This window comes from Asticcacaulis aquaticus, assembly GCF_028550415.1.
Taxonomy (GTDB): domain Bacteria; phylum Pseudomonadota; class Alphaproteobacteria; order Caulobacterales; family Caulobacteraceae; genus Asticcacaulis; species Asticcacaulis aquaticus.
The window spans coordinates 1-13,763 of record NZ_JAQQKX010000009.1 but is presented as its reverse complement, the minus strand read 5'-3'; the positions used below and the strand labels follow the sequence as shown (position 1 = coordinate 13,763).

The window sequence follows — 13,763 nt, the reverse complement described above, 5'->3', positions numbered from 1 at the left end:
ACGAAAGAGGGGCGGTGATGCGAAATTTTATCGTGGGGTGCGTGCTGACGGCCGCCGCCATTTCAGCTTTCTCGTACTTCGATGGATTCGGTCTTATGAACGTCGTTGATCAGAACGCGGCCCGCGATGCGGTATCGAGGCGTGTAGCGGCTGAGGGGCAACTCCGCTTTCGGGATTTGCGATCGGGGAAGGGCATGGTCTGTGGTGAATATGCGCGAGCGGGGGGTGAATTTCAGAAGTTTCTTTGGACGCGCGCAACCGGGTCGCATCTTCGCAACGATAGTGAATACACGACCATGCCGCCTGAAATGGCCAGAGGCGCATTGAAAGGGTGGGATGACAACTATGCCCGTTGTCATTCGGGCAAAAGCGCTCGTCCGCAGGCTGGGGTATGATTGTGCCTAAGATTGTGCAAAGCTTTTTTAAGGGTCTGCTGTGGACGCTGGCGGGGATATTTGCCGTCGGCGTTCTGCTGACCCTCTATGAACCGAGCCTTCTGGTAAAGCTTTTGCGAGGGATGAATCTGACGGTCGGCATTCAGGATCTGGTGATCTGGGCCGCGTTTCTGATCGGCGCGATCATCGTGCTGTCGGCGCTGATCGGGTCGTTTAGTAAATCGGGTAAACGGGGGGAATAGTGCCTGAATCGAACCTTGTGACTGCCCTGCTTCAGCTTGTGCCAATGGCCACTATGGTTCTGCCGGCCTTCCTGCCATTGTTAATCAAACGGCCTCTCGGTGCCAATCGCTACACGCCTTATATGCCGTCGCCGCTTCAATTTAGTGACGCGATCCGTGTCTGCCTGAAAAAGTACGCCATCTTTTATGGCCGCGCCTCACGGTCCGAGTTCTGGTGGTTCTATCTGTTTTATGCGGGGCTGAATATCGGTCTGACGGGTATCGGTGCCCTAACGAACATTTCGTGGCCGGTATATTTATCCTATCCGTTTGTGATCCCCTTGCTATCGGTCGCTGTACGGCGACTGCACGATATAAACCGCTCCGGCTGGTGGGTTTTGCTGAGTTTCGGTCTGGGTGTCATTCCTCTGATCTTCATGTGGGCGACGCCATCTCAACCCGAAGAGACCGTCAGCGAGGTTTTCGACTGAGGTCTGGGCAATATGTCCATAATGCGCTAAAGCCCGCGCATGACCCCGCGCAAGACCTTTACCGAAAAGAGCATCGCCAAGTTCAACCGCAAGAAGGCGTCGCGTAATTCGCCGCAGCACGCCGAAGCCGTAGCGCGTCGCGAGGCCAATGGCGGCCGCCCAAAACAGGTGCCGAAACACCCCAAGGCCATCGACCGTCCGATCACCCTGCCTCAGGAGGCCATCGAGTGGGTGAAATCGATGCTGGTCTATGAGGACGCGGCGATCATGGGCTTCAACAAGCCGTCCAACCTGTCGTCGCAGGGCGGGCGCGGCGATTTTCACAATCTCGACGACCTGCTGTGGGCCTTCGCCAGGTCGAACGGCAAGAAGCCGCGCCTGCTGCACCGGCTGGACCGCGATACCTCGGGCATCATTCTGGCGGCGAAAACCAAGCCGGGCGCGGCCTTCATGGGCAAGGCTATCGCCGGTCGCGACGTGCACAAGACCTATCTGTGCGTCGTTGGCAATCCGCATAAGCTGGCCGATTCCGGCGTCATCGACGTACCGTTGCGCCGCGAGGAAATCGGCAAGGAGGCCTATTCACGGGTCTGCGACGCCGATCATCCGGACGCCCAGACGGCGAAGACGACGTACCGCGTGCTGGACCGCACCGACACCTCGGCGCTGGTTCTGTGCGAGCCGTTTACGGGACGGATGCACCAGATCAGGGTCCATCTGGCGCATCTGGGCGCGCCGATCGCCGGGGACGTGCGCTATGGCGGGGCTTTGAGTCTGGACGGGACACGGGTGCCACGCCTGATGCTGCACGCCCGCGCCATCGAATTTCCGCATCCCGACGGCGGCCGCAAGACTCTGGAGGCACCGCTGAACGACGACATACAGGCGCTTTGCGCGGCGCTGGGGCTCACGGTAAGTGGTCGTTAAAGTAAACGAGAATTAATCTTGTTTTTTTGAATGTTGTAAATCATATGTGCCGTATTGATTAAAAATATATTCAAAAATACGTCATTTGGACACGATAAGACCTTTTTTCCTTCGCCTCTTATTAAGCATTGTTCAGTAAATTTTCTCGCGTGAACGCTGCGTATTGGGTGTGTCGGGTCGGGTGTCTGAACATATGAACAAGCCTTTGATGACGAAATTGGCACAGGCCGTGAAGGCGCTCTGGCGGGACCGTCGTGGCAATACGACCATGATCTTCGGTCTGTCGGCCCTGACGCTTGTGTCGGCGGCCGGGGCGGGCATCGACTTTTCACGGGCAGAGTCGCAGCGATCAAATCTTCAGGACGCCGCTGACGCCGCCGTGCTGCGCGGTGCGCTGCTGTCGAAGCAAGGGCTGACGACGGCCCAGACCGCCGCCAATACCGTCTTTGCGCAGAATCTGGTCGGCACCGACCTGACCGGGGCGACCGGATCGCTGGCCCTGACGACGTCCGGCAATATGATGACGGCGACCTATACGGCCTCGGCCTCGGTCAAGACCATGTTCCTCGGCCTGGTCAATATGTCGAACCTCAAGATCAGCGCCGTGGCCAAGGCCCAGACCATCATGCGCAAGGCCGAAATCGCGCTGGTGCTGGACGATTCCGGCTCGATGGGCAATGACCCCTCTCGCCTGACCAACCTCAAGTCATCCGTCGATAGTGTTTTGGCGGATTTGTTGACCAATGGCGTAAATAAATCGGAAACAAAGGTCTCGGTGGTTCCCTTCGATAGTCGAATAAAGGTGACACCATCAACAAGCTATGCTTGGGTTGACTATGGTCAGGCAGCTTATACTAATATCCAGTGTAATAATTCAAGTTGCTCGAACACAACATATAGCGTTACTTATGCCAATGGTTACGGTGCGCGCGCGGCCTACAGCCTTACGCTTAAAAACCCGAACGGGAACAATAAGACAATCACCATGCCGGCCATCGCCGACGCTAAGTCGAAATGGGAAGGGTGTCTGATTGACCGTGATCAGGCCTATGATGTGAATGAAACCGCCCCTTCGGGCACGACGGCCTTGTATCCAGCTCGCCCCTGCACCGGGAATCTGCAAGATAGCAGCGATCTGTCGCTGGTTCGGGAGATGAGTACAGATATCGCTGCGGCGCGCGCGCATGTACAGAACATGAAGTCGTCGGGTGGTACAAATATCACCATCGGTGTCCAGTGGGGGCTTGAAACCCTTTCGCCGTCGGCACCGTACACAGGCGGCGTCGCGTTCAAAGACACAGAAGTCTTGAAATACATGATCATCGTAACCGATGGAGAAAATTCGGCTAACCGCTGGTATGTAGGTGAAAATTATAACTCCTATATCAATGCTCGTACGGCCTTGGCCTGTCAGCGTGCCAAGGATCTGGAAATCACGGTTTATGTAGTTAGAGTTCTTCAGGGGGATTCGACCCTGCTCAAGAACTGCGCCAGCAAGACGGCCTACTATTACGACCTCAAGAGCACCAGCGACCTGAACAGCGCTCTGAGCGACGTGTTCAACTCGATCAAGAGTACGCGCCTGACTCAATAATCCATCGGTTTCGCATTTGCCGGAATTTTAAGGTTTTCGCGTTAGCCTCGAACCCTGTCCCCTTGTCGGGGGGCAGGGTCGTTTTTTAGCGCACCCTGAAGAACCGTCGAAAGAGGCTGCACCGCGACATGGGTATATTGAAGGCTTTTCGTAGCGACCGTGGTGGCAATACCGCCATGATCTTCGGCCTGACGGCCTTTGCGCTGTTGGCGGCCGTCGGTGGCGGCATCGACGTCACGCGCGCCGTCAATATGCGGACCAAGATTCAGGATGCCTCCGACGCGGCGGTGCTGCGCGCGGCGACCATGGCGCGCGGAACGACCACTGCGGCGCAGCAGACCGCCGCCGATCAGGCCTTCGACGCCAATCTGAACGCCACCGGCATGAACCGGTCGGGCCTGAGCTTCGTGTCGCGCAATCTGGTGCGGGTCACCGAAGGCGCCAATACCAGCTTGACCTACAATGTCGAGGCGACAAACAAGAACCTGTTTCTGGGCCTGATCGGCCTGAGCACCTTCAATCTCAAGATCGTCGCCGAAGCCAAGGCGCAGATGCGCAAATCCGAGATCGTCTTCGTGCTCGATTCCACCGGCTCGATGGCCAAGGATTCGCGGATGGTCAATCTGCGCTCGTCGGTCGACGCCGTGCTGGCCGGTCTGCTCGAAGGCGGGGTCAATGTCTCCGAAACCAAGGTCGGCATGGTGCCGTTCGACACGCAGGTCCGCGTGACGCCGGGCACGTCCTATAACTGGGTCGACTGGGGGCAGGCGTCCAGCTCGCAATCCTGTTCCGGCCTGAGCGGCAGCTATTGCTCGATCATGATCGACGCGGCGGACAAGGTGTGCACCGGGGCCGTCAATATCGAAGCCTGCCGGTCGACGCTGAAACTCTATTACAAGACCTCGACCAGCGGCGGTAAGACCTATTACGACGTCAAGGTGTATGCCTATGAGCAGGTGGGGTCGAACTACACGATCCGCACCTATTCCGAAGGCACCTATACCACCACCACGACCCAGGACTATTCGGGCGGGACAAGCTGCAACGCCGAAACCGGGGCCTGCAGCACGACGTCCGGCGGTACGCGTAACGTGACGACGACGACCTATAACGGCGAAAGCGGCACGACGACCGTCAAGTCGAACCTCACCGACTACAGCACCGCCCCGGCGGGCTATACCAGTGCCGCGTCCAGCGTCCTGACCTATCCGGCCAGCTATAGCAACGGCTACGACGGCAAGCCGTCCTCGACGACGACCACCACGACCAATGGCAAGCCGCGCACCATCTACATGCCCGCCGTCCCGGCCAACCGCGCGGCCTGGACCGGCTGTTTCATCGACCGGACCCAGCCCTACGACATCTCGGCGGATTCGCCCGGCGCGGCGACGGCCTCGCTGTATCCGGCGCGGCCCTGCGTCACCGCGACCCTGGGCGTGGTGCGACCGCTGTCGACCGACATCGCCGGGGCGCGGACCTATGTGCAGGCGCTCAAGGAAGGCGGGGCCAATTCCTATACCAACATCACCATCGGGGTGCAGTGGGGTATGGAGGTCCTGTCGCCCAGCGAACCGATGACCGGTGGCGTAGCCTTCAAGGACGATGTGACGCTGAAATATATGATCGTCGTCACAGATGGCGAAAATACCCGCAACCGCTGGATCACCAATTCGGCGCAGTCGGCCCAGATCGACGCCCGCACCAAGCTGGCCTGTCAGGCGGCGCAGGACAAGGGCATCACGGTCTTCGTCATCCGCGTGATGGAAGGCAATTCGGCCCTGCTCAAGGCATGTGCCTCCAAGCCTGAATACTATTACGACCTGACCAATGCGGGGCAGCTCAATCAGGCGCTCAAGGACGTGTTCGAGGCGATCAAAAAGACGCGCCTGACGAAGTAGTGTGCGCTTTATACCTCCACACAGCGTGGGGAGGGGGACCGCACGAGCTACGAAGTAGCGAGATGTGGTGGTTGGGGGCCTGCGCTGTCGTCGTAACGTAGACGATGGGCTACAGAATTATTTGCGGCATCTATGCGAGCCCCCCACCGTCACCTCGTTTCACTCGGCGCCACCTCCCCCAGTAAACTGGGGGAGTATAAAGGGCGTATCCAGATCGAAGTAATGTCTTTTCCCCTGCGAACAGGAATGTTAAGCGAAAAGGCGCAGGGCCCGTACCTGCGCCTTTTTGTCAGGATGCCGCGCATGAACCAGAAAATCGACTGGAGCGAACTGTTCTTCTCCTCGACGGGACGCGTGCGGCAGATGCCGTTCCTGATCGCCATGGCGGTTCTGCTGATCGCGTTCTTCATCTACGATTCGGCGATCACCGGCGCGCCGCGCGTTCTGACCGGGTGGATCGTCTATCCGGTCCTGCTGTTCTGCGCCGCCTGCGTCCTGTCCAAGCGCCTGCACGACCGGGGCCGGTCCGGCTGGTGGTCGGCGGTGATCCTGCTGGGCTTCATGATGGCGTGGCCGCGGCCGGAAGGCCTGTTCGATTTCGTCGGGGTGGTGGTGCTGGGCTGGGCGATCATCGATCTGGCGCTGATGCCCGGTGAGCGCGGTGCCAACCGGTATGGCGTTGCCACGCGGTTCGTCGAAGCGCCCGAAGCGCTCTGATTCCTCAAGGCTTGCGCGACTTGCGCTGTGGATGAAATCGCGGGCCGCTAACGCCCTGCGGTAATTTTCGTTGCCTCGCCGTGCAATCGATGGCACGGTTCCCCGCGATAAGAGATTGTTTGGGAAGTCAGCGGTTGAGCGCCCGTGAGGGATTTTTTTCGCAAAACGTAGTTTGGCCGCAAGGCGGAAACGAAGCCTCGATGTGAACATCGGGGCAAGTTTCCAACATAGCGGGCGGAAATAAATAACCACGGGAGCGACCCGAAGACTTCCCAAGCAGTCTCTAAGATAGGGGCGGGGGAAACATGCTTCCACAGATTTCACGATGGGCGGCCGTGGCCGTCATGGCCGCAGGCGTGGCCTTTTCCGGCGCTGTCCATGCTGCGCCTGTGCCCGACGCAGCGGCGCAGGCCTCCGCCGAAGCCGAACTCGCCAAAGCCTCGGATGCCCTGATGGCCGGGCTGCATCCGATGCGCGGCGACGTCACCCTGTCGGAGGCCCATGCCACCCTGCATCTCGGCAAGGCCTATTATTTCCTCAATGCCGCCGAGGCGCGCAAGGTCATCGTCGATATCTGGGGCAATCCGCCCGATCAGGCCGACGGCGTTCTGGGCATGATCGTGCCGGAAGGCCGTTCGCCGATCAACGACTGGGGTGCCATCGTCACCTACGAGGAGACGGGCTACGTCTCCGATCACGACGCCAACAGCACGGATTACGACAAATATATCAAGGACCTTCAGGCCGGCGAGGCCGAGGAGAACAAGGCGCGCAAAGAGGCGGGCTACGGTACGACCCATCTGGTCGGCTGGGCTCAGGCACCGTCCTACGACAAGGCCAGCCACAGCATGGTCTGGGCGCGCAATATCCAGTTCGAAGGGTCCGAGGTCAATTCGCTCAACTACGACATCCGGCTTCTGGGGCGTCAGGGCGTCCTCAGCATCAACATGATCGCGACCCTGCCGGAATTGCCGGTCATTCGCGAACAGGCCCGGCAACTGGCGGGGACCGGTCAGTTCGACGACGGCTTCCTCTATGCCCAGTACAAGCCCGGCGATGCCAAGGCAGCCTTCGGCGTCGGCGGCATGGTGGCGGCGGGGCTGGGGCTGGCGGCAGCCAAGAAGTTCGGCCTGCTGGCCCTGCTTCTGGTGGTGCTGAAAAAGGGCTGGTTCCTGCTGATCCTGGCTGCGGGCGCGGTCAAGGCGTGGTTCGGCAAGCTGTTCGGGAAGAAGACACCCGCCACAACGCGTACCTTTTCGGATGCGCCGGAGGGTGGCCCGGACGGAGAAGGGGAACCGGAACCGTCCGCACCTGAACCCGCGCCGTCCATCGTCGAAGACGCGTCTAACCGACGGTGAGGTTGTTCTCCTCGCCACGGCGTTGCGAGGCAGGGGCTACGGGTCCGAAAATCTCCATGAAACTGGCGCGCAGGGCGTAGTCTGCCTCGTCCATCGTCACCGGCAGGCCCAGATCGACGAGGCTGGTCACGCCGTGTTCGCTGATGCCGCACGGCACGATGCCGGTGAAGTGGCTGAGGTCCGGTTCGACATTGAGGCTGATGCCGTGGAAGCTGACCCAGCGGCGCAGCTTGATCCCGATGGCCGCAATTTTATCCTCGGGCGGCGGCGTTACCCCCCGGTCACGGCGTTCGACCCAGACACCGACGCGGCCCTCGCGGATATGCCCTTCGACATTGAAGCGCCACAGGGTGTCGATGACCCAGGTTTCCAGCGCTTTGACAAACGCCCGGATGTCCTTGGTGCGGCGGTTGAGGTCCAGCATGACATAGACCACGCGCTGGCCAGGCCCGTGATAGGTGAACTGCCCGCCGCGCGCCGACTCGAAGACCTCGAAGCGGTCGGGGGTCAGCAGGTCCTCCCGTTTGGCCGACACGCCGGCGGTATAGAGCGGGGGATGCTCGATCAGCCAGATCAGCTCCGGTGCTTCGCCTTTTTGAATCGCCTCGACGCGCTGATCCATGAAGGCGACCGCGTCCGGATAGGCGACGGGCGCAGGCTCGACGCGCCATTCCGGCAGGCCGCGCTCAGGGTCACGCAAGAAAAAGTCGGGGAGGGCGTCCGCATTTAGGGTGTCGTTAAGCATGTTTGGTCATTTTGAAGCGATAAGGGCGTCAGTGGGCCCTATATGGGTGTTTTAGAGGTCCGAGTCGAGCGTGTCAGCCAATCAGGTCAATTCCGTACCGGTAGAAATCTCGGTGCTTCTGGGGCGTTCGGTCCTGCCGATGCAGCAATTGCTGCGCATGGGCCGCGGCGCGGTGATTCCGCTCGATGCGCGCGAACACGACGAGGTGTGGATTCTGGCCAATAATCACCCGGTGGCGCGCGGCGAAATCCAGATTTTCGAAGAAAAGATATCGATCGTGGTGACCCGTCCCGCCAATGTCTACGACTATATGGCGCTGGGGAATTGACGGATTATAGATGCAGCCCTTTGATCCAAAGGCTATTCGAGAGGCGTTGTTAGCTAAAAACGTAGCGCTTAATCCTCCTGCAAAGGAAGAAACTCTGAACCGGCTTATGGTTTGGGCAGGTGGTGTAATTCATCCGGATGTCCGACGATTGATGAACGAGTTTGACGGATTCACCGATGGTGATTTTGAAGCGGATTCGTTTGTTTCGGTGTGGTCGATGGATCAAGCCATGCAGGATAATGGGTCCAAACAACCAATTCTGGCATTTGCCGACTGGTCTTTGAGTTCATTTGTCTTTGGATTTAATCCTTTAACAGGTGGCTCTGTTATCAATACATTTGATGGAAGCATCATTGCGCCCTCATATGCTGAGTTTTGGTCGTTGCTTTTAGCTGATCGCCTCCTTTAGGCCGATAACAGCAGGCGATGTTGGAATTTTCGCAAATTTCGGGGATAAAGCGCATTTGCCGCTTCACAAACCCCTCAGGGCTTGCTAAGTGGCGCGCCTTCCGGTGTGTGCGGTCATGGCGGAATTGGTAGACGCGCAGCGTTGAGGTCGCTGTATCGCAAGATGTGGAAGTTCGAGTCTTCTTGACCGCACCAATCGGATCAAAAAAGGTTTTGAGGTTCGCCTCAGAACCTTTTTTTGTGCCTGATAACGGAAAGTCCGAAAAGGCTTGCAAACATTAGGGATTCGGGCACATTCCTTCCCCATTCAAAGCGATATTTTCAGCCCGTTCATTTCAGCGTCTATTTCAGTGTTTTAGGGGAGGCGGACCATGGTCAAAAAAACCGAAGCCGAACTGGATACGCTGGCCACCCCCACCGATGAAATGCAAGGCTCGCTGAAAGCCCTTGCCGAGGCCGTTGCCCGCGAAACCGCCAAAGACGCCGGTGAAGACAGCGACCTGCCGGAACTGAATACGCCCGAGCAGATCGAGGACTTCGCGCTTCAGGACGACTACGCGCTCAATCCGCAATATATCGAGCTGGTCATCGACGCCGCTGACCGTAATGACGGGATGCGCCTGCGCGAACTGCTCGACGCCCTGCACCCGGCCGATGTCGCCGACCTGATGGGCTTCCTGTCCGAGGATTACCGCGAGCAGGTCATTCCGTGGATTCCCGCCGACGCCCTGGCCGACATCCTGTCCGAACTGGACGAAGGCATCCGCGAAGAGGTGGTCGAGACCCTGCGCCCGGTCGATCTGGCCGAGGTGCTGCAGGAGCTCGATTCGGATGACGCCGCCGCCGTGTTCGAGGACATGGAGGCCGATCAGCAGAAGGCCGTTCTGGCGGCCATGGACCCCGAAGACCGCGAGGCCATGGTCACGTCGCTGGCCTTCGAGGAAGAGACCGCCGGGCGCCTGATGCAGCGCGAGGTCGTCGCTGCCCCGGATTTCTGGGACGTCGGCCACACCATCGATCACATGCGCGCCCATGCCGCCGACCTGCCGGAGCTGTTCTTCGACGTCTATGTCATCAGCCCGACGCACAAGCCCATCGGCGGCCTGCCGGTGTCGCTGCTGATGCGCAGCCCGCGCGACGTGAAGCTGTCGGCGATCATGGAACCGGTCACCGAAATCGAAGTCGGCATGGATCAGGAAGAGATCGCCTACATCTTCGAAAAGTATCACCTGATTTCGGCCCCGGTCGTCGATGCGGGCGGTCGCCTTGTCGGTCAGATCACGGTCGACGACATCGTTAACATCATTCAGGAAGAAAACCGCGAGGACATCCTGGCCCTGGCCGGTGTGTCGGACGACGAAGGCCGCGATTCGACCGTCTTCGACGTCGTGCGGTCGCGCCTGCCGTGGTTGTGCGTCAACCTGCTGACGGCCTTCATGGCCTCGTCGCTGATCTCGGTCTTTTCGGGTGAGATCGAAAAGCTGGTCGCGCTGGCGGTGCTCATGCCGATGGTCGCTTCGATCGGTGGCAATTCCGGCACGCAGGCCCTGACCGTGTCGGTGCGCGCCCTGTCGTCGCGCGAACTGACCACGGCCAACGCTTTGCGCACGGTGTGGCGCGAACTGAGGGTCGGCTGGTTCAATGGCGCGGTGATTGCCGCAATTCTGGGGGTTGTCGCCGGCGTGGTGTTCAGCAGTCCGATGCTGGGGATCACGATTGCTCTGGCCGTGATGATCAACCTGACGGCTGCGGCGCTGGCCGGCACGCTGGTGCCGCTGACCCTGTCGAAACTGGACCGCGACCCGGCCGCGGCGTCGCCCATTTTCGTGACCATGGTTACCGATTGCGTCGGTTTTTTCAGTTTCCTCGGTCTGGCCGCGATAATTCTGTTGTAAAATTAACGGACTGTGTGGAATGCTGCACCTGCGGGGTTAATCTCTTTTCTTAAGCTTAACGGATCGGGTGCTAGACCTGATCGGGCGGGATGAAAGACCACCGGCCGGGTTACGCGTGAGGCGCGAATCTTGCTCGGGGGGTGACCTAACCTCGCAGGTAGTGCCGTTTTGGGTCAGGAAGAGTTGATGAGAGCGCGACACAAAGTCTCCCGCGCCGGAGTCGAGCTGATCAAGAGTTTCGAGGGGCTGCGTCAGCAGGCCTCGCAGTTGCCCGACGGGCGCTGGATGATCGGCTATGGCCATACCTTTTCCGCGCGTGAGGGCGCGCGCGTCACCCCGGAAGACGCCGATGCTCTGCTGCGCTTCGACCTGCTGCCGGTCGTCGACGGGGTCAACAACCTTGCCGTCACGCCCCTGAACCAGAATCAGTTCGATGCGCTGGTGTCGTTCTGCTTCAATGTGGGATTGGATCATTTCGCGACGTCGGACGTATTGCGGCGTGTCAATGAGGGCCGTTCGACCGAGGCGGCGCTCGCCATGGACAACTGGACCAGCGCCGATTTCAACGGTCAGACCTATGTGCTGGCGCCGCTGATCCGCCGCCGCGCCGCCGAAAAGAGCCTGTTCCTGACGCCCGATGCGGACGGAATCGAGCTGGACGGCAACCTGATGCAGCCGGGCATGACCATTCGCTCGACCCAGACGCCTGTAATGGAAACGCCTGTAAAGGCAGAGCCCGATCCGGCGACGGACGCCCCTCAGGCGGCGCCTGAAAACACGGTAAAACCGACGCCGTTCAAGCCGACCATCGTCCGGGTAGCCGATATCGCCGCCAGCCCCGCCCCATTGACGGCTCCATCGGCGGCCTCCGGTCTCGACGCTCAGGCCGCCCTGCTCAAGGCCGAGCAGGAAGCCCGCATTCAGGAAGAGTTCCGCCGCCTCGAAGCTGTGCGTGTCGCCGAGGAGCAGAAGCGCGAAGACGACCGCCGTGCCGCCGAGGTTCAGCGCCGGGCCGAGGAAGCGCGCCGTCTGGAGGAGGCCCGTCGCGTCGAAGAGCAGCGTCTGGCCGATGAGGCGCGCGCGCGCGAAGACGCCCGTCTGCGTGAAGAAGCCCGCCGTATCGAGACGATCCGCGCGCAGGAAGAAGCCCGTATCCGCGAGGAAAACCGCCTGCGTGACGAACTGCGTCAGCGCGAGGAAGCCCGTATCCGCGAAGAGGTGCGTCAGCGCGAAGAGGCGCGCGTCCGGGAGGAGGCGCGTCTGCGTGAGGATAGCCGTCTGCGCGACGAGGCCCTGCGGCAGGAGACCCTGCTGCGCGAGGAAGCCCTGCGTCAGGCGCAGGCCCTGGCTGCCGCGCGGGTGGCCGAAGAGGCGCGTCTGGCCGAATTCCGCCGTCAGGAAGAGGCGCGCCTGGAACAGCAGCGTCTGGAACGGCTGCGCCTTGAGGACGAGGCGCGTCGTCTGGAGGAAAGCGCCCGCCTGGAGCGTGAGCGTCTGGAGCGCGAACATCAGGCGCGCCTGGAGGCGGCCCGTCTCGAAGCGGCCAAACTCGAAGCCGCGCGCCTTGAAGCGGCCAGACTCGAAGCCGCCAGACTCGAAGCAGACCGTCTGGAAAAGGAACGGGCCGAAGCCGCGCGTCAGGAAGCCGAACAGGCCGAGATCGTGCGCCGCGAGGCCGAGCGTCTGGAGCAGGTGCGTCTGGACGAGGCGCGCCGCAAGGCCGAGCTCGAAGCTCAGTTCAAGGCCGAAGCCGAGGCGCAGGCTGTGGCAAAGGAAGCCCCGACGCCCGACGACGCGGCGCGCAAGGCCGAGGAGATCCGCAAGGCCGAGGCCGCGGCCGCGCTGATGCGGCTCTATTCGCCCTATGCCAGCATGGGGCCGCTGGTCAAGCCGAAGCCGCAAGCGCCCGAACCTCAAGCCCAGCCGCAACCCCAGCCAAAACCACCGGTAACCGAAACGCCACCGGCCTTTGAAATCTCGTCCAGACCGCAAGGGGAGGCAAAGGCCGAGGTAAGGCCGGAAACCAAGTCCGAACCGGCCCCCGCGCCGGAGGTGGACGAAGCACCGCAGGTCCTGCGTCTGCATCACAAGATCGAGCCGGGCGTGCGTCCCAACCCGTCGCTGATGGCGCCGCCGACCGTGGTCGCCGCGCCGCCGCAACCGGTTGTGTCGCCACCGCAATCGCCGGCACCGGGCGTCCACTGGCGCGAGCAGCTTCAGCATCCGGTCTCCGGTGCGACGCAGTCCGACGATTCCCTGAGCCTCGGTCATCATCACACGGCGCACGGGGCGGCGCATGGGGCGGCGCTGGCGACGGCCCCCGTGGTTCAGCCGGTCGGCTTGCCGGCGGACGAGTTCGACGACGAGGACGAGTGGATCGGCGAAGACGGCCGCATCGCGGTCTCGGCGGAAGAGTCCGAGGCCAATGAGCGCAGCCTGTGGCAGATGATCGCCTCGACCCTGCAATGGATTTTTATCTCGATCATCGGTCTGGCAGCGCTGGGCGGTGCGGCGGGGGCCTATCAGAAGATGCTGCAATCTCTGCGTCTGGGGGACGGCAATGACGAGTTCTTCACCACCTTATCGATCGCCCTGGCCCTGACGGGTATTTTCTGCGTCTGCGTGTCGGTGTGGCTGATCTTCCGCCGTCTGGGCGGGTTGAAGGATTAGGTTTAAAACCTAATCATCCTATTGATTTAAGGTGCAAACATTGATTCTCTTCGTTTATTCGAGGAGATAAGCTATGGCTCATGAGTTCTGGCTTAGTGACGTGCAATGGTCGGCAA

The 13,763-nt window shown here is 60.7% G+C and carries 13 protein-coding genes and 1 tRNA gene; 13 read left to right on the top strand and 1 reads right to left on the bottom strand.

The features are described from left to right. Positions 1 to 17 precede the first annotated feature (17 nt). The 8 genes from PQU92_RS11640 to PQU92_RS11605 all read left to right on the top strand — a co-directional run bounded on the left by PQU92_RS11640 (position 18) and on the right by PQU92_RS11605 (position 7,601). A complete protein-coding gene (locus PQU92_RS11640; RefSeq protein WP_272748393.1) occupies positions 18 to 395 on the top strand; it encodes a hypothetical protein in 378 nt (125 codons plus the stop codon). A gap of 2 nt (positions 396 to 397) precedes the next feature. Next, on the top strand, positions 398 to 637 hold the full coding sequence (locus PQU92_RS11635; RefSeq protein ID WP_272748392.1) for a hypothetical protein: 240 nt from the start codon (positions 398 to 400) through the stop codon (positions 635 to 637). Further along, positions 637 to 1,107 (top strand): DUF805 domain-containing protein, encoded by a 471-nt coding sequence (locus tag PQU92_RS11630; RefSeq protein WP_272748391.1) that lies wholly within the window; start codon positions 637 to 639, stop codon positions 1,105 to 1,107. The genes PQU92_RS11635 and PQU92_RS11630 overlap by 1 nt, the downstream gene beginning before the upstream one ends. A 39-nt stretch (positions 1,108 to 1,146) precedes the next feature. Further along, positions 1,147 to 2,034: an RluA family pseudouridine synthase gene (locus tag PQU92_RS11625; protein ID WP_272748390.1), complete on the top strand. Its 888-nt coding sequence runs from the start codon at positions 1,147 to 1,149 to the stop codon at positions 2,032 to 2,034. A 193-nt stretch (positions 2,035 to 2,227) separates the two neighbouring features. Beyond that, entirely contained in the window at positions 2,228 to 3,628 is a 1,401-nt protein-coding gene (locus PQU92_RS11620; protein WP_272748389.1) for a pilus assembly protein, read from the top strand. 128 nt (positions 3,629 to 3,756) lie between these two features. Further along, complete coding sequence (locus PQU92_RS11615; RefSeq protein ID WP_272748388.1) at positions 3,757 to 5,526, top strand: TadE/TadG family type IV pilus assembly protein; 1,770 nt, start codon at positions 3,757 to 3,759, stop codon at positions 5,524 to 5,526. 303 nt (positions 5,527 to 5,829) lie between these two features. Further along, the gene (locus tag PQU92_RS11610) at positions 5,830 to 6,243 is read left to right on the top strand and encodes a DUF805 domain-containing protein (RefSeq protein WP_272748387.1); all 414 of its coding nucleotides are present in this window, start codon (positions 5,830 to 5,832) and stop codon (positions 6,241 to 6,243) included. Between the two features lie 305 nt (positions 6,244 to 6,548). Next, complete coding sequence (locus tag PQU92_RS11605; protein ID WP_272748386.1) at positions 6,549 to 7,601, top strand: DUF2167 domain-containing protein; 1,053 nt, start codon at positions 6,549 to 6,551, stop codon at positions 7,599 to 7,601. Here PQU92_RS11605 and lipB read toward each other — a convergent pair. Then, on the bottom strand, positions 7,588 to 8,346 hold the full coding sequence (gene lipB / locus PQU92_RS11600) for a lipoyl(octanoyl) transferase LipB (protein WP_272748385.1): 759 nt from the start codon (positions 8,344 to 8,346) through the stop codon (positions 7,588 to 7,590). The genes PQU92_RS11605 and lipB overlap by 14 nt on opposite strands. Positions 8,347 to 8,416: 70 nt before the next feature. On the opposite strand from lipB, the gene PQU92_RS11595 reads away from it, so the two are divergent. The 5 genes from PQU92_RS11595 to PQU92_RS11575 all read left to right on the top strand — a co-directional run bounded on the left by PQU92_RS11595 (position 8,417) and on the right by PQU92_RS11575 (position 13,647). Beyond that, on the top strand, positions 8,417 to 8,674 hold the full coding sequence (locus PQU92_RS11595; protein ID WP_023461359.1) for a FliM/FliN family flagellar motor switch protein: 258 nt from the start codon (positions 8,417 to 8,419) through the stop codon (positions 8,672 to 8,674). Positions 8,675 to 8,684: 10 nt separating this feature from the next. After that, complete coding sequence (locus PQU92_RS11590; protein WP_272748384.1) at positions 8,685 to 9,083, top strand: hypothetical protein; 399 nt, start codon at positions 8,685 to 8,687, stop codon at positions 9,081 to 9,083. A 109-nt stretch (positions 9,084 to 9,192) separates the two neighbouring features. Further along, positions 9,193 to 9,277: transfer RNA gene (locus tag PQU92_RS11585), tRNA-Leu, on the top strand. Between the two features lie 176 nt (positions 9,278 to 9,453). Beyond that, on the top strand, positions 9,454 to 10,977 hold the full coding sequence (gene mgtE, locus PQU92_RS11580; RefSeq protein WP_272748383.1) for a magnesium transporter: 1,524 nt from the start codon (positions 9,454 to 9,456) through the stop codon (positions 10,975 to 10,977). 186 nt (positions 10,978 to 11,163) lie between these two features. After that, the gene (locus tag PQU92_RS11575; protein WP_272748382.1) at positions 11,164 to 13,647 is read left to right on the top strand and encodes a lysozyme; all 2,484 of its coding nucleotides are present in this window, start codon (positions 11,164 to 11,166) and stop codon (positions 13,645 to 13,647) included. The last annotated feature ends 116 nt before the right edge of the window (positions 13,648 to 13,763 follow it).